At 61.7% G+C, this 23,683-nt stretch carries 23 protein-coding genes; 15 read left to right on the forward strand and 8 right to left on the reverse strand.

All coding sequences use genetic code 11. From position 1 onward, the window contains the following. The first annotated feature begins 90 nt into the window (after window positions 1-90). The gene (locus ABCW43_RS02995; protein WP_007772754.1) at window positions 91-333 is read left to right on the forward strand and encodes a DUF982 domain-containing protein; all 243 of its coding nucleotides are present in this window, start codon (window positions 91-93) and stop codon (window positions 331-333) included. Window positions 334-367: 34 nt separating this feature from the next. On the opposite strand, the gene ABCW43_RS03000 is transcribed toward ABCW43_RS02995, so the two are convergent. Beyond that, the gene (locus tag ABCW43_RS03000) at window positions 368-1,009 is read right to left on the reverse strand and encodes a ChrR family anti-sigma-E factor (protein WP_345922062.1); all 642 of its coding nucleotides are present in this window, start codon (window positions 1,007-1,009) and stop codon (window positions 368-370) included. 341 nt (window positions 1,010-1,350) lie between these two features. Between ABCW43_RS03000 and ABCW43_RS03005 the strand changes: the two genes are divergently transcribed. The 5 genes from ABCW43_RS03005 (at window position 1,351) to ABCW43_RS03025 (ending at window position 5,287) form a co-directional block, all read left to right on the forward strand. Beyond that, entirely contained in the window at window positions 1,351-2,388 is a 1,038-nt protein-coding gene (locus ABCW43_RS03005) for a cysteine synthase A (protein ID WP_345922063.1), read from the forward strand. Window positions 2,389-2,412: 24 nt separating this feature from the next. After that, window positions 2,413-3,150 carry an alanyl-tRNA editing protein gene (locus tag ABCW43_RS03010; RefSeq protein ID WP_345922064.1) on the forward strand — a complete coding sequence of 246 codons (738 nt, stop codon included), beginning with the start codon at window positions 2,413-2,415 and terminating at the stop codon, window positions 3,148-3,150. A gap of 24 nt (window positions 3,151-3,174) precedes the next feature. After that, window positions 3,175-4,041: a 3-mercaptopyruvate sulfurtransferase gene (sseA, locus tag ABCW43_RS03015; protein ID WP_345922065.1), complete on the forward strand. Its 867-nt coding sequence runs from the start codon at window positions 3,175-3,177 to the stop codon at window positions 4,039-4,041. Between the two features lie 5 nt (window positions 4,042-4,046). Then, window positions 4,047-4,604, forward strand: a complete 558-nt coding sequence (locus ABCW43_RS03020; RefSeq protein WP_345922066.1) for a GNAT family N-acetyltransferase — start codon at window positions 4,047-4,049, stop codon at window positions 4,602-4,604. A gap of 179 nt (window positions 4,605-4,783) precedes the next feature. Then, window positions 4,784-5,287: a DUF1203 domain-containing protein gene (locus ABCW43_RS03025; RefSeq protein WP_345922067.1), complete on the forward strand. Its 504-nt coding sequence runs from the start codon at window positions 4,784-4,786 to the stop codon at window positions 5,285-5,287. 67 nt (window positions 5,288-5,354) lie between these two features. On the opposite strand, the gene ABCW43_RS03030 is transcribed toward ABCW43_RS03025, so the two are convergent. Beyond that, window positions 5,355-6,038 carry a PadR family transcriptional regulator gene (locus tag ABCW43_RS03030; RefSeq protein ID WP_345922068.1) on the reverse strand — a complete coding sequence of 228 codons (684 nt, stop codon included), beginning with the start codon at window positions 6,036-6,038 and terminating at the stop codon, window positions 5,355-5,357. Window positions 6,039-6,220: 182 nt separating this feature from the next. After that, window positions 6,221-7,339: an alanine dehydrogenase gene (ald, locus tag ABCW43_RS03035; protein ID WP_345922069.1), complete on the reverse strand. Its 1,119-nt coding sequence runs from the start codon at window positions 7,337-7,339 to the stop codon at window positions 6,221-6,223. Between the two features lie 153 nt (window positions 7,340-7,492). Between ald and ABCW43_RS03040 the strand changes: the two genes are divergently transcribed. The 6 genes from ABCW43_RS03040 (at window position 7,493) to ABCW43_RS03065 (ending at window position 13,733) form a co-directional block, all read left to right on the forward strand. Next, window positions 7,493-7,954, forward strand: coding sequence for an Lrp/AsnC family transcriptional regulator (locus ABCW43_RS03040; protein ID WP_345922070.1), 462 nt, complete (start codon window positions 7,493-7,495; stop codon window positions 7,952-7,954). Window positions 7,955-8,046: 92 nt separating this feature from the next. After that, entirely contained in the window at window positions 8,047-8,382 is a 336-nt protein-coding gene (locus tag ABCW43_RS03045; RefSeq protein ID WP_345922071.1) for a PilZ domain-containing protein, read from the forward strand. 305 nt (window positions 8,383-8,687) lie between these two features. Beyond that, window positions 8,688-10,304: a sensor histidine kinase gene (locus tag ABCW43_RS03050; protein WP_345922072.1), complete on the forward strand. Its 1,617-nt coding sequence runs from the start codon at window positions 8,688-8,690 to the stop codon at window positions 10,302-10,304. After that, window positions 10,301-10,669, forward strand: coding sequence for a response regulator (locus ABCW43_RS03055; protein WP_345922073.1), 369 nt, complete (start codon window positions 10,301-10,303; stop codon window positions 10,667-10,669). Before ABCW43_RS03050 ends, ABCW43_RS03055 begins: the two co-directional genes overlap by 4 nt. Before the next feature lie 159 nt (window positions 10,670-10,828). Next, window positions 10,829-12,817, forward strand: a complete 1,989-nt coding sequence (locus ABCW43_RS03060; protein ID WP_345922074.1) for a bifunctional 2',3'-cyclic-nucleotide 2'-phosphodiesterase/3'-nucleotidase — start codon at window positions 10,829-10,831, stop codon at window positions 12,815-12,817. Between the two features lie 79 nt (window positions 12,818-12,896). Further along, window positions 12,897-13,733 carry a PhzF family protein gene (locus tag ABCW43_RS03065; protein ID WP_345922075.1) on the forward strand — a complete coding sequence of 279 codons (837 nt, stop codon included), beginning with the start codon at window positions 12,897-12,899 and terminating at the stop codon, window positions 13,731-13,733. Window positions 13,734-13,821: 88 nt separating this feature from the next. Here ABCW43_RS03065 and ABCW43_RS03070 read toward each other — a convergent pair whose 3' ends face one another. Continuing rightward, on the reverse strand, window positions 13,822-14,382 hold the full coding sequence (locus ABCW43_RS03070; RefSeq protein ID WP_345922076.1) for a DUF2087 domain-containing protein: 561 nt from the start codon (window positions 14,380-14,382) through the stop codon (window positions 13,822-13,824). Window positions 14,383-14,683: 301 nt separating this feature from the next. Between ABCW43_RS03070 and ABCW43_RS03075 the strand changes: the two genes are divergently transcribed. Next, entirely contained in the window at window positions 14,684-15,712 is a 1,029-nt protein-coding gene (locus ABCW43_RS03075; protein WP_345922077.1) for a zinc transporter ZntB, read from the forward strand. A 37-nt stretch (window positions 15,713-15,749) separates the two neighbouring features. Here ABCW43_RS03075 and ABCW43_RS03080 read toward each other — a convergent pair whose 3' ends face one another. Further along, complete coding sequence (locus tag ABCW43_RS03080; RefSeq protein WP_345922078.1) at window positions 15,750-16,718, reverse strand: LysR family transcriptional regulator; 969 nt, start codon at window positions 16,716-16,718, stop codon at window positions 15,750-15,752. A gap of 162 nt (window positions 16,719-16,880) precedes the next feature. Here ABCW43_RS03080 and ABCW43_RS03085 point away from each other — a divergent pair, with 162 nt between their 5' ends. Further along, window positions 16,881-17,498, forward strand: coding sequence for an FMN-dependent NADH-azoreductase (locus tag ABCW43_RS03085; protein ID WP_345922079.1), 618 nt, complete (start codon window positions 16,881-16,883; stop codon window positions 17,496-17,498). Here ABCW43_RS03085 and ABCW43_RS03090 read toward each other — a convergent pair. The 3 genes from ABCW43_RS03090 to ABCW43_RS03100 form a co-directional block, all read right to left on the reverse strand. Next, on the reverse strand, window positions 17,495-18,778 hold the full coding sequence (locus tag ABCW43_RS03090; RefSeq protein WP_345922080.1) for a GGDEF domain-containing protein: 1,284 nt from the start codon (window positions 18,776-18,778) through the stop codon (window positions 17,495-17,497). The two genes, ABCW43_RS03085 and ABCW43_RS03090, sit on opposite strands and share 4 nt — an antisense overlap. A gap of 85 nt (window positions 18,779-18,863) precedes the next feature. Continuing rightward, window positions 18,864-22,052 carry an ammonium transporter gene (gene amt, locus ABCW43_RS03095; RefSeq protein WP_345922081.1) on the reverse strand — a complete coding sequence of 1,063 codons (3,189 nt, stop codon included), beginning with the start codon at window positions 22,050-22,052 and terminating at the stop codon, window positions 18,864-18,866. A gap of 132 nt (window positions 22,053-22,184) precedes the next feature. Further along, window positions 22,185-22,508, reverse strand: a complete 324-nt coding sequence (locus tag ABCW43_RS03100; protein WP_345922082.1) for an HlyU family transcriptional regulator — start codon at window positions 22,506-22,508, stop codon at window positions 22,185-22,187. A 105-nt stretch (window positions 22,509-22,613) separates the two neighbouring features. Between ABCW43_RS03100 and ABCW43_RS03105 the strand changes: the two genes are divergently transcribed. Next, window positions 22,614-23,633, forward strand: a complete 1,020-nt coding sequence (locus tag ABCW43_RS03105; protein ID WP_345922083.1) for a glycerophosphodiester phosphodiesterase family protein — start codon at window positions 22,614-22,616, stop codon at window positions 23,631-23,633. Window positions 23,634-23,683 lie beyond the last annotated feature (50 nt).

Consider the following 23,683-nt stretch of genomic DNA (forward strand, 5'->3'; position numbering starts at 1 on the left):
TGCGGCGCGGTCAAAAAATTTTAAAATCTGACGGAACCAAATGCCGGCTGGCTCGTTTTTCAAGGTTGGTATCCAGGGAGGAAACGAAAGATGCCGCAGGCAAGTTGGCAAAAACCGGTGCGCGTCGCCTTCGGGCAACTCGGTACTGAGGTCATCAACGGACCGTTCGAGGCGCTTGCGCTGTTGACGGATCGGTGGCCGGACATGCGCGGACCACACTTTGTCAAGGCGCGCAGCGTCTGCCGGGCAGCGCTCGATGGGCGCAGATCACCGGAGGAAGCGCGCCAGCAATTCGAAGAAGCGGTCAGCGAAGCGCAACTGCATCTGAACTGAACGAATGGGCTGGCGGTCGCCGGCCTTGATGGTTTCAGAGACCGATGAGATCGCCGAAAAGCCGGAGGGTGGAGCCGGAAAGGGCGATCGGCGCAAACAGCACGGAGAAACACAGGCACGGCCCGCGCTTACCCGCGATCGGCCGATGGTTGAGCATTTCGTCTGCGATCGAGACATCACCCTCGCCGAAATTGCCGCGATGGTCGTGAAATTCGCCCTCCAGCACCAATGTCAATTCAAGCCCCTGATGGCCGTGCTGGGGCAGCGCCCTTCCCGGCCGTACCCATAAAAGGATTGCCTCGACATCCTTCGACTTTTCGATGACGTGGTGACGCAGTCCCGGGAGTTTCGTTTTCCATCTGATATCGGCGAGGTCCCTGCCGGCATAAGCACGCAGTGACGCGGGAAACTTCGATTTTTCGAAGATTCTTGCGGGAGGCTCCGCTGGGCCAGCGGAGGCGAAAATCTCGGCCAACCGTCGCTTGCGGGCCGACAATGCCACGGGCGGTGTCGTATGCAGGGTCTCACCGGCAAAGCCCTCCAGGAGACGGGCCAGTTTCGCGGCCGAAGCCTGCATTTCCAGATGCGAACCGACGAGAACGTGAGCCGGCTCCGGAAGAGAGCCGGACACGTAATGCGCGATCAGAAGATCCAGCCGTTCGAGGTTCTGCAGCATGTCCAAATGCCAGTTTTACGCAAGAAATCCGGTTAAAACGCAGTCCAATCGACGCGCAACACAGTTCCGTATCTGCTTTAATTGTATGTCTATACGCATGGAGAGAAATTTGGATTACTACTTCCAATATAATAGGGCCGATTTTTTTAAGGGCTTGTCGATACATTAGAGGATGGTGCTCGCAGCCCTCTTTCGGCCGTCCCTCGCAACCGCAGATCCGGCTCCGGAAAGATGGATTTTACCGGGGCCAACCCTTTCCGGAAACAGAATTTCTTGCCCTCGGGTCCTTGTCCGCCGAAAAGACCCTGTTTACATGTGCGATGAACAAGAAGGCACTCCCGATGACCTCCCATTCCTCCGTCCTCGACGTGATCGGCAACACGCCCCTCATCCGGCTGAACGCCGCTTCCGAAGCGACCGGCTGCGAAATCCTCGGCAAGGCGGAGTTTCTGAACCCCGGCCAGTCGGTCAAGGACCGCGCCGCGCTCTACATCATCCGCGACGCTGAGAAGAAGGGCCTGCTGCGCCCCGGCGGCGTCATCGTCGAAGGCACGGCCGGCAATACCGGCATCGGCCTGACGCTGGTCGCCAAGGCGCTCGGCTACCGCACGGTCATCGTCATCCCGGAAACCCAGAGCCAGGAAAAGAAGGATGCGCTGAAACTGCTCGGCGCCGAACTGGTCGAGGTGCCGGCGGTCCCTTACAAGAATCCCAACAACTACGTGAAGATTTCCGGCCGGCTTGCCGAGGAGCTGGCAAAGGCCGAGCCCGCTGGCGCGATCTGGGCGAACCAGTTCGACAACGTCGCCAACCGGGAAGCGCATATCCAGACTACCGCACCCGAGATCTTCGAGCAGACCGGCGGCAAGGTCGACGGTTTCATCTGCGCGGTCGGTTCAGGCGGGACGCTTGCCGGCGTCGCCTTGGGCCTCAAGGCCCGCAACCCGGATATCAAGATCGGCATCGCCGATCCGGAAGGTGCCGCCCTTTATGAGTTCTATGCCCATGGCGAGTTCAAGTCGGAAGGCAATTCGATCACCGAGGGCATCGGCCAGGGCCGCATCACCGCCAATCTCGAAGGTTTCAAACCGGACTTCGCCTACCGCATCCCGGATGCCGAAGCGCTGCCCTATATTTTCGATCTCGTCGAGCACGAGGGTCTTTGCCTCGGCGGTTCGACCGGCATCAATATCGCCGGCGCCGTTCGGCTCGCCAAGGATCTCGGTCCCGGCCACACGATCGTGACGGTGCTTTGCGACTACGGCAACCGCTACCAGTCCAAGCTCTTCAACCCGGACTTCCTGAAGTCGAAGGGCCTGCCGGTGCCGGCCTGGCTGACGCAGAAGCGGCAGATCGACATTCCCTTCCAGACGGTCTGATACCTTCAAAGAACAGAGTGATGCATGCCCGTTGAAGCTCTCTACCGCGACGATTTCTATCTATCGACAGCAGAAGCGGTGGTGACGGCCATCCACGAGGATGGCGGCATCGAGCTGGATCGCACCTGTTTTTATGCGGCATCCGGCGGCCAGCCGGGCGATACCGGCTTTCTCGAACGCGCCGACGGCACGAAAATCCGGCTCGGCGAGACCCGGCACGGCGCCACCAAGGATATCGTCATCCACGTGCCGCTCGAAGGCGAGGCGCAGCCGCTGGCCGGTGAAAATCTGGTCATGCATATCGACTGGCAGCGCCGCTACAGGCTGATGCGCATGCACACCGCCTGCCACCTTCTCTCTGTCGTCTGCCAGTATCCGATCACCGGTGCCGCGGTCGGCGAGGAGGAGTCGCGCGTCGATTTCGACATGGCCGACACGATCGACAGGCAAGAAGTCACGGCCAAGCTGATGGAGCTGGTTGGCCAGAACCACCCCGTCTACGTGCAGTGGATCACCGACGAAGAGCTTGCCGCCAATCCGGGCATCGTCAAGTCGAAGAACGTCCGCCCGCCGATCGGCCTCGGGCGCGTCAGCCTCGTCTGCATAGGCGAAAATTCCAGCGTTGACAGCCAGCCCTGCGGTGGAACACATGTCTCCGAAACGCAGGAGGTCGGGGCGATTCACATCGCCAAGATCGAGAAGAAGGGCAAGGAAAACCGCCGGTTTCGCATCCGGTTCGGCGAGCCCGGCGCAGAGGCCTGATATCGGGCCCAAAGGAGATTTGACATGAGTGAAACCAGCCGTTTCGTCGTTTCGTCCGAGTGGCTTCACAACGAGCTCGGCAGTCCCGACCTCAAGATCCTCGACGCTTCCTTCTACCTGCCCGCGCAGAACCGCGATGCCGACGCCGAATATGCGGCCGGCCATATCCCCGGCGCGATCCGCTTCGACCACGACAAGGTCGCCGACCATTCGACCGGCCTGCCGCACATGGTGCCGGCGCCGGACGTGTTTGCCGAGGCGGTCGGCCGGATGGGCATCTGCGAGAACGACCGGATCGTCATCTATGACGGTCCCGGCATCTTCTCCTCGCCGCGCGGCTGGTGGCTGTTCCGGATCATGGGCGCCGGCCAAGTCTTCGTACTCGACGGCGGGATCGACGGCTGGAAGGCCGAAGGCCGTCCGCTCGACACCACCGTCCCCTCGCCCGAACCGGTCACCTTCACCCCCAATTTCCGGGTGGACAAGGTGATCGACTTCCAGACCATGCTGTCGATCGTCAGCGACGGCACGCGCCAGATCGCCGATGCGCGGCCGGCCGGCCGCTTCGCCGGCACCGACCCGGAACCCCGCGCCGGCATGCGCTCTGGCCATATGCCCGGCGCCGCCAGCCTTCCGTCCGGCACGTTCTCGGTCAACGGCAAGCTGCGTTCGCTGCCCGAACTGCAAAAGGCGATCGAGGATGCCGGCATCGATTTCGGCCGGCCGGTGGTGACGAGCTGCGGTTCGGGCATCACCGCCGCCATCATCACTCTGGCGCTCGAATCGCTGGGCCATGAGGATAACGCACTCTACGACGGCTCGTGGACCGAATGGGGCAGCCGTCAGGATACGCCAGTGGTCACCGGTCCGCCCTCTCCAAAAGCGGCTTGAGCACCATGGCCAAGAAGCCCGTTGCCCTCAAAGCCCATGTCACCAGCCTGGAAATGACCGCCCCGCCGAAAACCAGCCTGGCGGTGCCGGTCAACATCCAGACGGCGATCATCCGCGCGCCGGAAATCCCGCTTCACTATTACCGCTATCTCTACCGGCAGGTGGGAAAACGCTGGCACTGGTACAAGCGGCTGCGCATGAGTGACGAGGAACTTGCGGCGACCATCCACAATCCGCGCACTTCCGTTACGGTGCTCTACGTCAACGGCGCGCCGGCAGGCTTTTTCGAGCTGTTCAAGGAAAGCGACGAGATCATCGAACTCTCCTATTTCGGGCTGTTCGAGCGGGCGATCGGGCTCGGCATCGGCAAGTGGTTCCTGCTGCAGGCGCTCTATGCCGCCTGGCAGGACAATCCGCAGAAGGTGACCGTCACCACCAATACGCTCGACCATCCGCGCGCCCTGCAGCTCTATCAGATGATGGGCTTTTCGCCGGTTTCGACCTATGAGGCGCTGGTTCCGCCGATGACGGATGCCGAGCTCCTGAAAGCGCTCGACGGCTGATGTCGACACCTTTGCCGACCGATCTCGTCCCTGCAAATCTGATCCGCCCGCCGGTAGCCGGCAATTGACACCCGTCCACCGGCGCGACGGATTTTCATATTCTTGACCGGCGGCAAGTATCGGGTGGCGGGGCGCGTCCTGCAGGCGCATCTCTTGTGTAACACGCACAGGAGAAAGCCATGACCATCGCCTTCATCGCCATGCCCACCGCCGATGCCGAGCACCTCTGGAACGGTGGCGCCGATGCCTACGGCCGCCAGCCCGAAACGATGACCTCCGACGGCCCCGGTTATCCCTGCCGCCACTGCCTCAAGAATATCGGTGCCGGCGAGGAATTGCTGGTTCTCGCCTACCGGCCCTTCCCCGAGTTGCAGCCCTATGCGGAAACCGGCCCGATCTTCCTGCACAAGCAGCCCTGCCGGCGTTACGCCGCGGAAGAGGTCCTGCCGCCCATGCTGGCGAGCACGGACTATATCGTCCGCGGCTACGGCCGGGACGACCGGATCGTTTATGGCAGCGGCGCAGTCACGCCGACAGAGAGGATCGCGTCGCGCGCCGAGGAACTACTCTCCCGCGACGACATCGCCTATGTGCATGTCCGCTCGGCCCGCAACAATTGCTACCAGTGCCGGATCGACAAGGTCGATATACCGGCATTCGCGGATGCCGCACTGGCGATCTGAAATGCGAAGGCGCGCCGTTCTACCGCAACGGCGCGCCATCATGGTCGTCCTCAGGCCTGCTCAGGCTTCAATTCTGGGTATTGTCGCCCTGCTCGTCGTCGCGTTCGAGGTCTTCGGCGAAATCGAGCAGCAGCCTGACGATCTCGCCGCCCTTCTTTTCGTCACCCTCGAGCTTGCGGGCGATCACCTCGCGAAGGTTGAGCAGGGCGGAATCGACGCTGCGCGGCAATGACGGACCGCTGTCGCGGCCGCGCTCGTGGCGTTCCTGCCGCTGCTTGATGCGCTCGGCAAGCTGCGACAGCCGGTCGAGGATGGTCGCGGCAAAGCTGCGGTTCTCGTCGAGATATTTGCGGCCTTCGTCGGTAATCGCATAACGCTTCTTGTTCCCGTCGGCCTCGGCGACGACGTAGCCCGCCTCTTCGAGATAGGTCAGCGTCGGGTAGATGACGCCGGGGCTCGGCGCGTAGAAGCCATAGGTGAGATCCTCGATATGCTTGATGATCTCGTAGCCGTGGCGCGGCTCCTTCTCGATCAGCGCCAATACGACGAGGCGCAGGTCGCCCTGCATCAGGAAACGGCCGATACGGCCATCGCCGTCGTCGCCGAAACCGCGGCCGCCGGGACCGCCCCGGCCGCCGCGTCCAAATCCTCCGCCAAACGGGCCGCCGCGCGCGGCGAACACTTCCTCGAAACCCTTGCGGTCGCCGCGATCGCCGCAGCCATTTCTTCCCTCAAACCTATGCTTGAACATTCTTGTCTCCTCAGACTGTCTTTCGATATATCTAAAGATAGCAGGCGCCAGGTTTTCGTCAATGACTTAGATATATCTAAATCATATCTGATTGATTTTGAACATAGAAAAACGCCGGACGCATAACGCCCGGCGTCTCTCAGCCCCCTAACTGATAGCTCGGCCGCCCTCAGCTCTTCCGGTCACGCGACGCTGAGCAGGCTTTCCGGCGCAAAGGCCTCGTAGCCCAGAGCTTCCGCGACCGGCTTGTTGGTGACGCGGCCCCTATGGATGTTGAGGCCGTTGCGCAGGTGCCTATCTTCGGCGATCGCCCGCAGGCCACGGTCGGCAAGTGCCAGGCCATGCTGCAGCGTCGCATTGTTCAGCGCATGCGCAGACGTTACCGGAACGGCGCCCGGCATGTTGGCGACGCAATAATGCACGATGCCATCGACCTCGTAGGTCGGCTCGGAATGGGTTGTCGCATGCGAAGTCTCGAAGCAGCCGCCCTGGTCGATCGCGACATCGACCATGACCGCGCCCTGTTTCATGCCGGACAGCATTTCGCGGCTGACTAGTTTTGGAGCCGCGGCGCCAGGGATCAGCACGGCACCGATGATGAGGTCGGCAGAGAAGACCTCCTCCTCCACTGCATCGATTGTCGAATAGCGGGTGTGTACGCGGCCGTTAAAGATGTCGTCGAGCTGGCGAAGACGCGGCAGCGACCGGTCGATGATCGAGACATCGGCGCCGAGGCCGGCGGCCATCCGGGCCGCATGCAGGCCGACGACACCACCGCCGATGACAGCCACCTTGGCCGGCAACACGCCGGGCACGCCGCCGAGCAGGATGCCGCGGCCGCCATTGGCCTTCTGAAGCGCAGTCGCGCCCGCCTGGATTGCGAGGCGTCCGGCGACCTCCGACATCGGAGCGAGCAGCGGCAGGCCGCCGCGGTCGTCGGTCACGGTTTCATAGGCGATGGCGGTGACGCCGGACGCGAGCAGGCCCTTGGTCTGTTCCGGATCGGGCGCGAGATGGAGATAGGTATAGAGAAGCTGGCCGTCGCGGAGCTGCGCCCATTCGGAGGGCTGCGGTTCCTTGACCTTGACGACCATGTCGGACTTTTCGAAGATTTCCTTGGCCGAACCGACGATCCTGGCCCCGGCTGCCATATAGGCGCCGTCATCCGCGCCGATGCCGGCGCCGGCCTTGGTTTCGATCAGCACTTCATGGCCATGGGCCACGTATTCACGTACCGCGCCGGGGGTAAGCCCTACGCGATATTCATGGTTTTTGATTTCCTTCGGGCATCCGACACGCATTCAGCGTTCCTCTCAGTTGTGGCTCTCGCCGTTGATGTTCCCGACCCAAAGCAAACCAGAAAATCGCCGGAATGTCCTTGCGAAGACGAATTGCGGAATATCGAATTTTCGCAGATAATTGCAAAACTGAACAATTTTTCGAAGGATCTGCGAATGAGCGCATTGGATGCCATCGATCTTGCGATCATGCGGACCTTGCAGCAGGAAGGCCGCATCTCCAATGCCGAGCTTGCCGAGCGGGTCGGGCTGTCGCCATCCGCCTGTTCGCGTCGGCTCGACATCCTCGAAAAGAACGGCACGATCAGCGGGTATCACGCCCGACTTTCCAACAAGGCGCTCGACTACAAGATGATGGTGATCGTCCACATCTCGCTGTCCGGCCAGTTCGCAAAGACGCTCACCGAGTTCGAGGCGGCGGTGAAACTCTGTCCGAACGTGCTGGTCTGCTACCTGATGTCGGGCGAATACGACTACATCCTGCGGGTCGCGGCCAAGGATCTCGAAGACTACGAGCGCATCCACCGCGACTGGCTGTCAGCGCTGCCGCATGTGGTGAAGATCAATTCGAGCTTTGCGCTGCGCGAAATCATCGACAAGCCGAATGTGGGGCTATGATCGGAATCGCTCGACTTTTACGGATCGTCCTAAAGGGATTTCAAGAGGGGGCGTGTATCCTTCGCCCTTAAGAAATAACGAGGAACAGGACCATGGCCGCAATCACCGGACGGATGAAGACCCGCAGCACCGAGCGCAAGAAGACCCGTATCCTGGGGACGGTCAAATATTTCAACCAGGCGGTCCAAGGTCGCGTCACCAACCTTTCGGCGACCGGCATGGCGCTCGATCTGGGCGGACGCGTCCTGCATGCCGCCGACGGCAGCCCGGTCAGGGTCGAAAGCGAGGAGCTTGGTATCCTGGAAGGGACCGTGAAGTGGCGGCGCAGCGGCCGGCTCGGCGTGCAGTTCAGCGTCAACAGCAACGCGATTGCGCAGGTCTCGTCCTATTTCCGCTTTTTTCACAAGGAAGTCCCGGCCTCGCGTTGAGACGGACTGCAGTCTTTTTCGCAGGACATCCCATTTTCAACACATTCGCGATCCGGCGAATCACCCGATGCATAAACTTGATCAATGTAAAGGCCGCCAGAGCGTGAAATATCTAACCGTCACTGGCATTTACCGAATATTTACTACTTGCCGTTGAGTCCACAAGTGATAATGTCCTAATTTATTCAGAGCAAACAAACTAAAAACCGTCCTCGTTAAGAGTAGCGGCTGTTCAAGCGTCCACGTTTTTCCCGCCTGCATTGAGCTGATAGCCACGGCGCGCAGGCAAGACCAAGGATGCTTCGATGGTTGCAGTTCCCTTTACCTCACCGTCCCCGACATCGCGGGCGCCCCGCCGGCTCGCGACCCTCGTTATGTGGTTGGCAATGGCGCTGCTGGCGCTGGGCCTTCTGGCCGCCTCCGACGGATCGACCCATCCGGGCTTCCCTTTGGGGGAGGTAATCGTTCTCCTGGCGCTTGCAACTGCTTTGTTCGCAGCCTCTGTCTGGGCAAAGCGGAAGATACAGCGCGATATCGATGCAAAACTCTATCGGCTCGAAAGGTTCACGCAGGCGTTCGGGCAGACCCAGGGCACGTTGCGCAGCCTCGACGGCAGGATCGTGTTCTGGGGGATCGGCGCTGAACGCCTGTACGGCTATTCGGAAAAAGAGGCCCTGGGAAAAAACGCGCTCGACCTCCTGCAGACCCGCTGCCCAGTCTCTCTCGTGGAAATCAATGCAATTCTCGTCCGCGACGGCGAATGGCAGGGTGAGCTTACGCGCCGCCACAAGGATGGCAGTGAGATCCATCTCATCAGCAAATGGTCACTGGACCGCGACGACGCCGGAGAGCCGGAAGTTGCAATCGAGATCAGCACCGACATCACCTCCATCAAGCTCGCCGAACGACAACTCCATCAGACCAATGCCCTCTTGCGCGCCATTCTGGAGACTGCGCCGGGGCTGATCTATGCCAAGGACATGCAGGGCCGCCTCATCCTGGCCAATGTCTCGACGCTGGATTTGATCGGCAAGCCATGGTCCGAAGTCGAGGGCCGCACGGACCTCGAATTCCTGGACAGCAAAACCCAGGCCGAGTTCGTGATGGCCAATGACCGCCGGATCATGGATCAGGCGAGAACGGAAGAATTCGAAGAGGCCATCAGCCGCGAGGGCCGCCATCCCCGGGTCTGGTCGTCTACCAAGGCCCCCTTGCGCGATGCCGATGGCAAGGTCATCGGCCTGGTGGGCGTCTCGGTCGAGATCACCGAGAGAAAACGGATCGAAGAGCGGCTGCAACTCATGGTCAACGAGTTGAACCACCGCGTCAAGAACACGCTTGCGACCGTCCAGGCCATCGCCTCCCAGACCCTGCGGGGCGGCGACCCGATCGTGCGCCAGAATCTGGAACGGCGCCTCATGGCGCTGGCCGCTGCCCATGACGTGCTCACCCGCGAAAATTGGGAGGGGGCCAATATCGATGACGTGGTGAACGGTGCGCTGGCACCGTTCGGCGAGGGCGGGGACTATCGCTTTGCCGTCTCCGGGCCGTCGCTCCGGCTGCTGCCGCGGGCAGCACTCGCGCTTGCCATGGGTTTGCACGAACTGACGACCAATGCCCTCAAATACGGCGCGCTCTCGACGATTACAGGCCAGGTCGCGATAAACTGGCAGATTATCGAGGGCGCCAAACCTCTGCTGCGATTGACATGGACAGAAAGCGGTGGCCCGCTGGTGATTGCGCCCTCGAGACGGGGGTTCGGCGTCAGGCTGATCGAGCGCAGCCTTGCCCAGGATCTCGGCGGCAAGGCATCGGTGATATTCGATCAGCCTGCGGGAATCATCGGTACGATCGAAGCCCCGCTGGCCGACGTCGCCGTTTCGGCGGAGGTGACGCCTTTCGTGCAAATGGGTGCAAGGTGAACGACACCCATATCTTCGCCGGAATTCGCGTCCTCATCATCGAAGACGAGGCACTGGTTTCGATGATGCTCGAAGAATTCCTGGAGCAGATCGGATGCAAGATGGTCGGCACCGCCTCGCGGCTCGACGATGCGATCATCAAGGCCCGATCGCTTCCCGTAGACATGGCGCTGCTCGACGTAAACCTCGCCGGCGAAGCCAGTTTTCCGGTCGCCGAGATTCTCACCGCGCGGGACATTCCGTTCATTTTCGTGACCGGATACGGCGCGCTCGGCCTGCCCGCGGAAATGCGCCATATCCCCGTCCTCCCCAAACCCTTCCATATGGCGCAACTGATCGACGCGATGCGCATGGCGGCCTATTGACGCCTGGCTTTCGGATCTCATCCGGGCGGCATCCGGGATAGAGACGGCGACCGTATATTCCTCTCCTCCAACGCTTCAGAATCCGCTTGGAAATACAATGCACGCGGGTCAATATGGCGCCGAATTGTCGCTCACCGGTCCGTTCCAAGGAGGCTGCCCATGTCGTCGCTTAACGATCTTCATCCGATCACCCGCCGCTCGCTGCTCGGAGGTTTTGCCGCCTCCTCGGCGCTCGTGATGCTGCACCCGTTTGCCGCCCGCGCGGCCGGCAATCAGGCGCATCTGCGCATCATGGAAACGACCGATATCCACGTCCACGTCTTCCCCTACGACTACTACGCCGACAAGCCGAACGACACGCTCGGCCTTGCCCGCACCGCCTCGATCATCGACGCGATCCGTGCCGAAGCCGGCAATTCCATGCTGATCGACAATGGCGACTTCCTGCAGGGCAATCCCATGGGCGACTACATGGCCTATGAGCGCGGCATGAAGGACGGCGACAAGCATCCGGTCATCAAGGCGATGAATGTGCTCGGCTACGACGCGGGCACGCTCGGCAACCACGAATTCAACTATGGACTGGACTTCCTGTTCAAGGTCCTGGCCGGTTCCGGCTTTCCGTATGTCTGCGCCAACCTCACCAAGGGCCAGCTCGCCTCAGACGCCAAGAAGGACGAGCTTTTCCTGAAGCCCTACGTGATCGTCGAAAAGCAGATCCGGGACGGTTCGGGCGCCACGAGCCCGGTCAAGGTCGGTTTCATCGGCTTCGTGCCTCCGCAGATCATGACATGGGACGCAAAGAACCTCGAAGGCAAGGCGCAGACCCGAGACATCGTCGATGCGGCCAAAGCCTGGGTGCCGGTCATGAAGGAGGAAGGCGCCGACATCGTCATCGCCCTCTCCCATTCCGGCATCGACGGAGGCGGACAGAGCGAGCGGATGGAAAACGCCTCGCTCTATCTCGCGGGCATCCAGGGCATCGATGCGATCTTCACCGGCCACCAGCATCTGGTCTTCCCCGGCACCAAGGATTTCGACGGCATTGTCGGCGCCGACACCAAGAAGGGCAAGCTGATGGGCAAGCCCGCCGTCATGGGCGGCTTCTGGGGCTCGCATATGGGCCTGATCGACCTTTTGCTCGAAAAGGATGGCAAGACCTGGAAGATCGTCGATTCGACCTCCGAAGCCCGGCCGATCTACCACCGCGACGAGGCTCGCAAGATCGTCGCCGACGTCAAGGACAAGCCGGAAGTTATCGCCGCTGCCAAGGAAGAGCATGAGGCCACACTTGCCTACGTGCGCCGCGCCGTCGGCAAGAGTTCGGCACCGCTCTACTCCTACTTTGCGCTGGTCGCCGATGACCCCTCGGTACAGATCGTCTCCAATGCCCAGACCTGGTACATCAAGGACATGCTGAAAGAGGGCCAGTACAAGGACCTGCCCGTCCTGTCTGCTGCCGCTCCCTTCAAGGCGGGCGGCCGCGGCGGCGCCGAATATTTCACGGATGTCCCGGCGGGCGACATCGCCATCAAGAACGTCGCCGACCTCTATCTCTATCCGAACACGGTGCAGGCGGTGCTGATCACGGGAGCGCAGGTCAAGAACTGGCTCGAAATGTCGGCCGGCATGTTCAACCAGGTGACCTCAGGCGCCAAGGACGCGCCGCTGCTCAACAACGATTTCCCGTCCTACAATTACGACGTCATCGACGGCGTGACCTACCAGATCGACCTGTCGCAGCCGACCCGGTTCGACAAGGACGGCAAGCTGATCAATGCGAACTCCAACCGCATCGTGAACCTGCAGTACAACGGCAAGCCGATCGATCCGGCGCAGAAATTTGTGGTCGCGACCAACAACTACCGCGCCGGCGGCGGCGGCAAGTTCCCGGAGATCGCCGGCGACAAGGTGATCTTCGTGGCGCCCGACACCAACCGCGACGTGATCGTGCGCTATATCGTCGAACAGGGCACGATCAACCCGTCGGCCGACGCCAACTGGTCGTTCAAGCCCCTGCCCGGCACAAGCGCCATCTTCGAAACCGGCCCCAAGGCCCGCCAGTACGCGACCGCGGTCAAGGGTGCCAAGATCGAGGATGCCGGCGACGGCGAGAACGGTTTTGCGAAATTCCGGCTCGTTCTGTAACGGCCGATATCACCTTCCGGCAATATTTGGACGGCAGCCTTGGCTGCCGTCTTTCTTTTCAACTGCATGAGGCAAGGCAATGCCGAAATTCTCCTTCCAGCAGGTCGACGTCTTCTCCAGCCAGCCGATGCGCGGTAATCCGCTTGCCGTAGTGATCGGCGCCGACGCATTGAGCGACGCGCAGATGCAGTCCTTCGCCAACTGGACCAATCTCAGCGAAACGACATTCCTGCTCGAGCCGACCGATCCGAAGGCAAACTACCGGGTCAGGATTTTCACACCGTCGCAGGAACTGCCTTTCGCCAGCCATCCGACGCTCGGCAGTGCGCATGTCTGGCTCTCGCAGCAACAGACGTCACCGGCCGGGGATATCGTGCAGGAATGCGGCGCGGGCCTTATCCGCATCCGCCGTGACGGCAATCGGCTTGCGTTTGCGGCACCGCCGCTTACGCGCAGCGGCCCGGTGGAGCCGGCGCTGGTGGAGCGGATCGCCAAGGCGCTCAGCCTGCCCACCAGCCTGATCGAGGATTCCAACTGGTGCGAGAACGGCCCGGACTGGATCGGCGTGCGTCTGCCCTCGCGCGCCGATGTGCTGGCGGTCAAGCCGGACTATTCCGCTCTCGCAGGCAGACGCGTCGGGCTCGTCGGACGCTTCAACCCCGACCTTGACGGCAAGGACGCCCAATTCGAGGTGCGTGCCTTTACCCGCAACGGCTACGAGGATCCGGTCACCGGCAGTCTGAACGCCGGCCTTGCCCAATGGCTGATCGGATCCGGTGTCGCCCCGGAAAGCTACGTTGCGGCCCAGGGCACCGTGCTTGGCCGCGCCGGCCGGGTGTATGTCGACAAGGTCGGCGACGATATCTGGATCGGTGGAGACGTGGTCACATGTATTCAGGGTGCGCTGGAACTCTGATCCTGTCGGAGATGCCATCGGCAGGGAAAATCCCGACCGATGGCTTACGGTTCCCGATGTAGACCGTCCGCAATGGGCCGACTAACGGTTATGCCGCCTTTGCCCTGGCGGGACCGATCCGAGACAACAGCAGCTTCAATTCCGCCGGCGGTTTCTGCTCGATCCGGCGGTATTCCCGGCCGTCGCGGGTGCGCTGGACGAGACCGAAGTCGAAGAGGTCGCGACGCAGCATTGCGGCATCGCCGAAGAGGTGCAGCGTGTTCAACAGCTCGCTGATCTGGCGCTCGTTGAAATCGCGGCCCGCCGGTATCTTCGACCACAGGAACCAGAGACAGATTTCCTGCTGCCCCCGCTTGCCGGGCCAGCGAATGAGCCTGCCCTCCTCGTCGAAATGCCGGGCGGTCTTCAGCACCCGCGCCTCATCGGGCGGCGGTGTGTCGTCCAGCACCGGGCGCCATTCCGCGAGGACGTCGGCCGTCTTGGCGATGGCGCGAAAATGCTGGTAGTTGCGGAAGCCCGCGGCCCGGGTCAGGAGATTGAGCATCTCCAGATGGCTCGGCTTGTGATCGAATTTGTCGATCTCGCCGCGGACGGATCTGGCGAAAGCCGAAAGGTCGGCGATCTCCATGGGAAAGATGGATCTCGGCATGTCTTATCCTCGAACGCGCCGTTCCCCAAAAAATCGGGGTGTCGCTGGTCGCCGGCTTGTCGACTCTGGCACGGGATAAGTGCTGATCATCTTTGTCTATGCAGGTTTAGCTTCCCTTTCGGGACGGCGACGCCTCGGTGAACTGCAGACCGTGGCGCCGTTATAGCAGAGGTTGAAACAGCGTCAACTCGCAGCCGATGCGCTTCGCTCGTTCCTCGTTCTGAAGGGAATGGTTACACTTCTTGGGCAAGATATTTGCTGGTAAAATCGATCGAAAACCGCGTGAGGAGGAGGCCCATCGATGCTTGATAAGGCAAAGACCGCGGTAAGCTACGGAGACGAGCCCGGCCTGCGCTTCGCCCTTGTCCTTGACGGGCACGGCGGCTGCAGGACGATGAACATGGCCGAGGCCTGCAGCTGGAAGCCGGGAGACGGTCTCGTCTGGCTGCATTTCGAGCGCGATCATCCGGCAACGGCGGATTGGATCAATACCAATGGCGGCTTCGATCCGCTGGTGGCGGAGGCGCTTCTTGCAGAGGATTCTCGCCCGCGTGTCGAGCCTCTGGACGACGGGTTGCTGATCATCCTGCGCGGTGTCTGCGCCGCTCCGCCGGAAGAGGCTGAGAAAAGCTCCGACGAGATCGACCTCGTCCCCCTGCATATCTGGGTGGACGAGCACCGACTGGTGACATTGCGCGACAGCGGTCACTATATCACCGCGCTGCGCGATATCCGGCGGGCGCTTGACAACGGCAAGGGTCCCCGGCAGGCGGGAGAACTGCTGGCTCTCGTCAGCGACAAGCTCGTCCGCGATCTGGAGCCGGTGCTCGACGACATGGACGAAGAGGTCGACGAATTAGACGAGCTGATTTTCAAGGGGGAAGCGAGCGAGGTCCGCCAGAGGCTCAAGCTGCTGCGCCGTCGCGCCGTCCAGCTACGCCGTTACCTCGCGCCGCAACGCGATGCGCTCAACAGGATCGAGCACGACGACGCGCCATGGCTCAAGGAACGGGACAAGCTCCGCTTTCGCGAGGTGATCGACAAGCTGATGCGGTTCATCGAATATCTCGACGCGATCCGCGACCGGACCGGCATCCTTCACGACGACCTTTCCACGGTGATCAGCGAGCGGATCGCGCGCAATTCCAACAGGCTTGCCGCGTTGGCAGCCCTGCTCCTGCCGCCGAGCGTCGTCGCCGGCCTGTTCGGCATGAATGTCGGTGGCGTTCCCGGCGTCAACGAGACTTGGGCTTTCCTGATCATCGTTGGGCTCGTCATCGTTATTTCCGCGGGCACGCTGTGGATCCTCAAGCGTATCGAGTGGCTTTGAACTCCGCTTCGGTAAGCCCCGGCCAGCGCCGCTTCGGCTATTCGGCGGCTTGAGGGATTCCTTCCCGAGGTTCGATGCCGAGCATCTGCTTGAAGTCGTCATGGCTCGGGCAGGTGGAAAGCCGGCGCTCCATGGCATCGACTAGCCACCGGCCCGCAGGTCCCAGCGGATTTGCGGCCTTGCGCATGGCGTAGAGCGGGTACTGGCTCTGCTCGTAGGCTTCGAGATCGAGCGCGACGAGAGTTCCGTCCATGATGTCCCTTCCGGCGACAGACGCGGGCAGACCGCCCCAGCCGAGACCACCCTTGATCAACTGGTGCTTTGTGGCGATGTCGCTGACGTGCCATGTCTTGTAGGACAAGACATTGAAATCGCGGCCTTTCGTCAGGCCGGACGTATCCGTGACCACCATCTGGACTTCCTCGCGCACGTCTGCAAGCGTCAGGGGCCGGCCCAATTTTGCAAGCGGATGTTCGGCGGCGGCGACGGGAATCATGAACGAATAGCCGATCTTCTGCATCACCAGGGCGTCGTCCTGCCGAAGGATCGACCCGCCTATGCCAATATCGGCCTTTCCGGCGATCACCATCTCCATGACCATGCCCAGCTCGCCGACATTGAGGTTCAGCGAGACGCTCGGAAACCGGTCGCGAAATTCCCTGAGCTCCTCGACGACGGCATCCGAGGGCACCATCACGCTCAGCGCCACCGACAGTTCCGCTTCCAGCCCCTGCTTGATGCTCTTTGCCCGGGCGCGCATCACCTGCAGGTCGGCGACGATCCGGCGTGCGTCAGTCAGCATCGCCTTGCCGGCTTCCGTCAACTTCGGCTGGCGGGCGCCGCTGCGCTCGAAAAGCGGCACTTCGAGCTGGGTTTCCAGATTGCCGATCGTATAGCTCACCACCGATTGGGCCCGGTTCAGCACGCGTGAGGCGGCGGAAAAGCTGCCTGTCTCGGCAACCGCCAGAAATACCTGCAACTGATCGAGGGTGGGGTTGGCATCCATGGTCATCATCCAAATTTTCGATAGATAGCTTCGAGATTATCTCAGTTTTATCGATGGGCGTCCACGCCTATCTAAACTCTCGAACACTGCGGATCCACCCGCTCCCGAATCCTTCTGCGAAGCCCAAGACTGCAGATAAGATCTCCAGATAAGGAAAAAAGCATGTCCTCCATCCTCCTCGTCACTTCCAGCCCCCGCGGCGACGATTCGCTCTCCAGCAAGGTCGCCCACGACCTCGCCAACGAACTGAGCGCCCGCGACAACGGCACGTCGGTCGTCCATCGCGACCTCGGCGCCAACCCCATCCCGCATCTCGACAGTGTCACCACCTCCGCCATCCGCAAGCCTGCGGCCGACCGCACCCCGGCAGAAGCTGCCGCCGCGGACTATTCGGACAAGCTGGTCGCCGAACTGCTGGCAGCCGATACGGTGGTCATCGCCACCGGCCTCATCAACTTCAACATCTATTCGACGCTGAAGAGCTGGATCGACAACATTGCCCGCGCCGGCCAGACGTTCCGCTATACGGCTGAAGGCCCGGAAGGCCTCGCCAAGGGCAAGAAGGTCTATATCGTGCTCGCATCCGGCGGCGTCTATTCCGAAGGCCCAGCCACCGGCATGAACCATGCCGTCCCCTACCTGACGACCGTGCTCGGCTTCCTGGGTATGACCGATGTGGAAGTCATCTATGTCGAAGGCCTCGCCTTCGGTCCGGAGGCTGCTGAAAAGGCGATCGCCACCGCCCAGCAGCGCAATAGGCAGCTCGCTCTCGCCGCTTAAGCCGTCCCTGCGCCTGACGGGGCAAGCCTGCCATGACGGCCGTGGACATTGTCCCGGCCGTCATTTTTTGCGCGGTAGAGCCGTTCGTCGGCGCGCCCGAGCAGCGTATCGAGGGCGTGTCCGTCTTCCGGAGCCGTGGCTACGCCCATCGATACCGTCACGCATTGGCCGTCGGGACGAATGACCGAACGGCCGATTGCGGTCCGCATGCGTTCTGCGATTATCAGGGCGCTGTCGTGGTCGGTATCGGGCAGGATCAGCACGAATTCCTCACCGCCAAAGCGGGAGAGATGGTCGCTCGGGCGGGAGCCGGCTTGCAGGCATACCGCAACCTCCTTCAGCACCTCGTCCCCCTTCAAATGCCCGAAAAGATCGTTGACCTGCTTGAAATGATCCGCATCGACGATGATCAGGCTGAGCCCTGTTCCCCGATCGAGACAGCGGTGAATGAGCTTTGGAACATCCGCCTCCAGCCGGCCGCGGTCGAAAAGACCGGTCAGGCCATCAACCCCGCTCTTGGCGAGCAGCGCCTGATAACGTTCGCGAAAGGTCAGGTCGTTGAAGATATCGGCAAGCTCGCGCGTCGATCTGGCAAGCCGCGGGATCTGCTCGATCTTGAGATAGACGGCAAAGAGCAGCGAATAGAGCACCACGGACAGGAGCTTGGCATACCACCCGCCGAAGAAGACCGAAGGCGGCGCACCGAAGAGGATGTTCAGCCCCGCGTAAAAGCCGATCTGGTCGAAGGTCAGGACAGCTGCGCCGCTGATCGCGAAACGCAGCACGACATTGCTGTGCAGCACCCGGCCCAGCCGTTCGTAGAGCAGGATAATGCCGATTGCATCGACATAGAGCAGCGCCGTGCCCCACACCATCAGCCAGCCCATCTCGCTCAAGAACACCATGTCCGCGGCGCGGCCGCCCGGCAGCGCCACGACTTCATGCGCCTGGAGAAGCTGGGCGATGCCGACCGTCAGGAGATTGCCCAGGAAAAGCCCGTAGATCGGCTGGCGAACAACCGCCGCGTCCTCCTTCAGGTAGAGGAGCAGGATCATCATCAGCTTTCCGGCAAAAAAGACCGATGAGCCTGGTGAAACGGTGCCGAATGGAAGATCGATGTAGAAGACCGCGGCAAGGTAGGTTTCCATGAAATGCATGACGCCGAGTGCGGTCAGGAACACGCCAAGGCCGAGCTGACGACGGAAATGCAGGAACGTCGTCATGACAGAGAAGTAGATCACCGCTTCCAGAAGGAAGAGGGCCAGATTGAACGCTTGCATCTCGATCCGTTCCACCCCCTGAAGGTGCTATACCGCTGTAACGGCTATCGTTTTACGTGCTCCAACCCCATGAGGATTATGGCCATTATGCATGACTATGCAATAACGGCTGGTAGGTTTCCCCTTCGAACGTCGGGTAATCCTGGATCTCGGGCAGCTTCTTCGGCACGTTACGGAGCTGAGTGGCGATCGCCGGATCGATTTCGCGCGTGATCTCGCTTAGTTTCCGGGGCTTGCCGAGAAGATAACCCTGCAGTTCGTCGCAGCCCGCATGAGCGAGGAACAGCGCCTGCTCCGTCGTTTCGACGCCTTCCGCCACCACCTTCATGCCGAGGCCGGTGCCCAGGTCGATGATGGTGCGCACGATGATCTGCGCGTTATCGACCAGGTTCAGGTTGTTGACGAAGCTGCGGTCGATCTTGATCGTGTCGAACGGGTAGCGGCTGAGATAGCTCAGCGACGAATAACCCGTGCCAAAATCGTCAAGTGCGATGTGGAAACCCATGCGCTTCAGATCGTTGAGAATCTGCACGGCGCGCTTGTCGTCCTCGATCAGCACGCTTTCGGTGATCTCGAGCTCGATCCGGCGCGGATCGGCGCCGGTGCTTTTCAGCAGATCTGCAAGATCGGCGACGAAATCCGCATGGCGGAACTGCAGCGGGCTGACGTTGACGCTGATATGGCCGTCGATATCGTCCAGGATCCTGCAGGCTTCGGCGAGCACCCACGCGCCGAGCCGGATGATCTTGCCGGACGCTTCGGCGACCGGAATGAAATCGGCGGGGCTGATCATTCCGCGCTTCGGATGAACCCAGCGCAGCAGCGCCTCGTAACCGATGATGATGGCGCTTTCCGCCTCGACGCGCGGCTGCAGGTACAGTTCGAATTCGCCCCGCTGCAGGGCGATCTCCAGATCGACTTCCAGTGCCCGTCGCTTTTCGATCAGTTCGTTCATGCCGGGCTTGAACGTTCGGCAGGCGTTCCGGCCGGCATTCTTGGCGTGATAGAGCGCGACGTCGGCGCAACCGATCAGCGCGTCCACGTCCCCTGCATTGTCGGGGCACAGGGCACCGCCGATGCTGACGCTGATATTGACCTGTTCGCCATGGCCGATATCGATCGGATAGGCCATCGCGGCAAGCAGCCGATCGCCGAACCTCTCAAGCTCATCGATATCGGACCTGTGGCCAATGATGACGGCGAACTCGTCTCCACCCAGCCGGGCGACGATGTTGTCCGCACCGGCATCGGCCGCAAGGCGTGCGGCGGTCTCGCGGATCACCGCGTCGCCGGCCTGGTGGCCATGGATGTCGTTGATGTCCTTGAAGCGGTCGAGATCGACCATCAGGACGCCGCAACCCTTGCCGTTTCCGGCCTCCTTCACCAGTTCGGTCAGCCGCTCGGAAAACAGCACGCGGTTCGGCAACCCGGTCAGCGGATCGTGCAGCGCGAGGTAGCGCATGCGGCTCTCCGCGAGCTTCCGCTCCGTAAGGTCGACCAGGCAGCCGATACGAGCTTTTTCGCCACGATAAAGGATGTCGCGGCCACGCGCCTCGACCGGGATTTCCTCGCCGTTCGCCAGCCTCACGACGATCTCGTGGCTGTTGTCGTCGTTGAGCTTCATCAGGTCGGCCACGCGGATCGTCTCGCCGTCGTGCAGGATATCGAAAACGGACCGGCCGATGATCTCGATAAGCGGCAGGCCGACCATCTTGCCGAGCTGTTCGTTGCCGTCGACGATGATGCCGCCCCGGTGGATCAGGATCGCTTCGAACGTGGCATTCGCAAGCGCTGCGACGCGCTCGGAATCCTCGTTGTTGTGGCGGAGCTCCATCAGCTCTCCGCGGCTGCGTTCCTCTTCCTCGATGTTGTCCATCAGCCGGTTGAAGAGCCCGGTCAGCTTTTCGGCCTCGTCGCCCTTCACCACGGGGAGGCGTTGGCGCAGGTCGGCATTACCGCCGAGAAGATCGGCCAGAGCGTCCTCCACATGTCCGACGCCGAGGCGCGTCGCATGTTCGGCAAGGTTCAGCCCGTCCTCTTCCTCCTTGGCCGAAACGCGGATCCGCATCAGCCGGTCCGCTGCCCAGAAGAAGGCATAGCCGAGACCGAAGGACCAGTAGAAATTGACGCCGACGCCGACGAGCTGCACGTGCAGCTGCGCCAGCCTACCGCCGGCCGGCAGCTGATCGACCGGGGCGAGCAGCGCCAGAAGCAGTGTACCAGTGACGCCGGCGAAGGCGTGCACGCCGATCGCGCCGACCGCGTCGTCGATCCTGAGGGTTCTCTCGACGAACGCATTGCCGAAGATCGCCACCGCGCCGCCGATCGCGCCGACCATCAGCGCGTTTGCCGGATCGAGGATATGGCAGCCGGCGGTGACGGCAACCAGACCGCCGAGCATGCCGGAGTTCGACTTTTCGGGAAGGATGACACCGTCCTGGTAGAAGCCGATGACATAACCGACGCAGGTGCCCATGCCGCCGGCCAGAACCGTGTTCATGATGATCGGCGCCACATGGTCGGAAACGCCGAGCGTCGAACCGCCGTTGAACCCGATCCAGCCGATGAAGAGCAGCAGCGCGCCGGTGGTCGACAGAACCGGGCTATGGCCGGCGATCCTGACCGGCGTGCCGTCGGCATTGAACTTGCCGATACGCGGGCCGATAACCATGCAGGCCGCAAGCGCCACCCAGCCGCCGGTCGAATGAACGACCGTGGAGCCGGCGAAATCGACGAAACCCATCTGCGACAGGAAAGCCGATGCATTCGGGAACAGTGCCGAACCCCAGGCCCAATGAACGAACACCGGGTAGATCAGCGCCGACATGAACAGCGAGCCGAAAACGTAGGCGGACAGCTTCATGCGCTCGGCAACGGCACCGGATACGATCGTTGCCGCCGTGCCGCAAAACATCACCTGGAAGACGAAAAACGCCGACTGCCAGCTGTCGAGATCGCGCAGGAAATAGAACTCGCTCTGCCTCCCGAACAGGAAACCGTTCGAACGGCCGAAGGCGATCATGAAGCCGACCGCGGCGAAGGCGACGACGCCGAAGACGAAATCGAGAAGGTTTTTCTGGGCTACGTTGATCGAATTCTTCGAGCGCACCATGCCGGCTTCGAGCAGAAGGAAACCGACCTGCATCATCATCACCAACCCGGCGGCGACGAGCACCCATGTCATATCCAGCCGGGAGGTGCGCGAAAGGAGATCATCCGCGAAGGCAAAGCGTGGAACAAGGCTGCCGGAAGCGCCGGAGCCGATAAAAAGCATAAAATATAACCAGCGAGATCGCATTAACAGTCGACCGCAGAAAAGACATCGGAACAGATGCTTCAAGCTATCGCTAATGCTTTAATTTTGAGTGTGACTCGCAATATCTGCAATCACAATGCGGAACGCAGGTCACGCGGAGCGCGACTTCTCCCCATCCGAAAACAGCGACGGACCATTCTGGTCGATGATCTGCTGCGCCTTGCGGACGGTATATTCGACCGCGTCGTCCATGGAGGTGAAGACGTCGGCGCGGACGAAATTGCGCACCAGCGTCTCGCCGTCGACGTCCTTCTCGATCCGTCCGGCCAGCCGGAACTGCGAACCTTCGCGGATCGGCGCCGGGTGGATGATGCAGCCGCCATGCTCAACAGGCTTGGCGGAAGCAGCAGGTGCCTCGGCGGATTTGCCGCTACCGGAGAATATCGAGAATATATTGGACAGAAACGAAGCCATGTCGGCTGCCTAGCATATTCCTGCACGGGCCGGAAGCAGGGTACCCAAGGAAAAGTCACGGTCCAGCGTCTCATAGCCACCCGTACGATTTAGGAGCCCGACCGCATGAAATGGAAGATCGCCACAGCATCCCTCCTCGCTGTCATCGCCGCGCTTTGGGTCGGCAATACCTCCCTGTTCTCCCGTTTTCCAAACGACAAGCCGCTCAGGATCATTGCCCACCGCGGCCAGCACCAGCTTTTCGATGCCGCCGATGTCAGGAACGACACCTGCACCGCGAGCCTGATGCTGCCGCCGACGCATGCCTATCTGGAAAATACCGTGGCAGGCATGAAGGCGGCCTTCGATGCGGGTGCCGACGTGGTCGAACTCGACGTACATCTGACGCCGGACAGACAGTTCGCCGTCTTCCACGACTGGACGCTCGATTGCCGCACCGAGGCCAAGGGCGTCACGGAACAGACACCGATGCCGGTCCTGAAAACGCTCGACATCGGCTACGGTTACACAGCCGATGGCGGCCGGACCTTTCCGTTCCGCGGCCAAGGCAAGGGGTTGATGCCGACCTTGCCGGAGGTTTTTGACGCCCTGCCGGGGGGCCGTTTCCTGATCAATTTCAAGAGCCGCCGGGCGGAGGAAGGCGAAGCGCTCGCGACCGTTCTCAATACCGACCCCGCCGCCCGGGCCGCGGCTTTCGCCGTCTACGGCGGCAACGAGCCGACCGAAAGGGCGGTCGCGCTGGTCGCGGACCTTCCCGGTTATTCCAATCGCACGGCAAAATCCTGCCTCCTCAATTACCTGGCTCTCGGCTGGAGCGGACACGTGCCGGAGACATGCCGCAATACGCTGGTGCCGGTCCCCGCCAATCTCGCCTTCCTGCTCTGGGGCTGGCCGGAGCGCTTCTACGACCGGATGCGGGCGGCCGGCTCGGATGTGGTGCTGATCGGCCCCTTCGAGGCCGGAGACGCCGGCTCGTCCGGCATAGACGACCGCGACACGTGGGACATGGTGCCCTCCGGCTTTCCGGGCCTCGTCTGGACCAACGTGATCGAGAAGACCCGGCCGGAGGTGGAGCGCCGCGGTTTCTGCGCGCTGCCCTCCAAGCCGCTGATCTGCAGCAGATAGACTTTCCGCCGTCACGAAGCCCGCTTATGATCTCCATTGCTTCGGAGGGA

The sequence above is a fragment of the Neorhizobium tunisiense genome, assembly GCF_039631515.1.
Taxonomy (GTDB): domain Bacteria; phylum Pseudomonadota; class Alphaproteobacteria; order Rhizobiales; family Rhizobiaceae; genus Neorhizobium.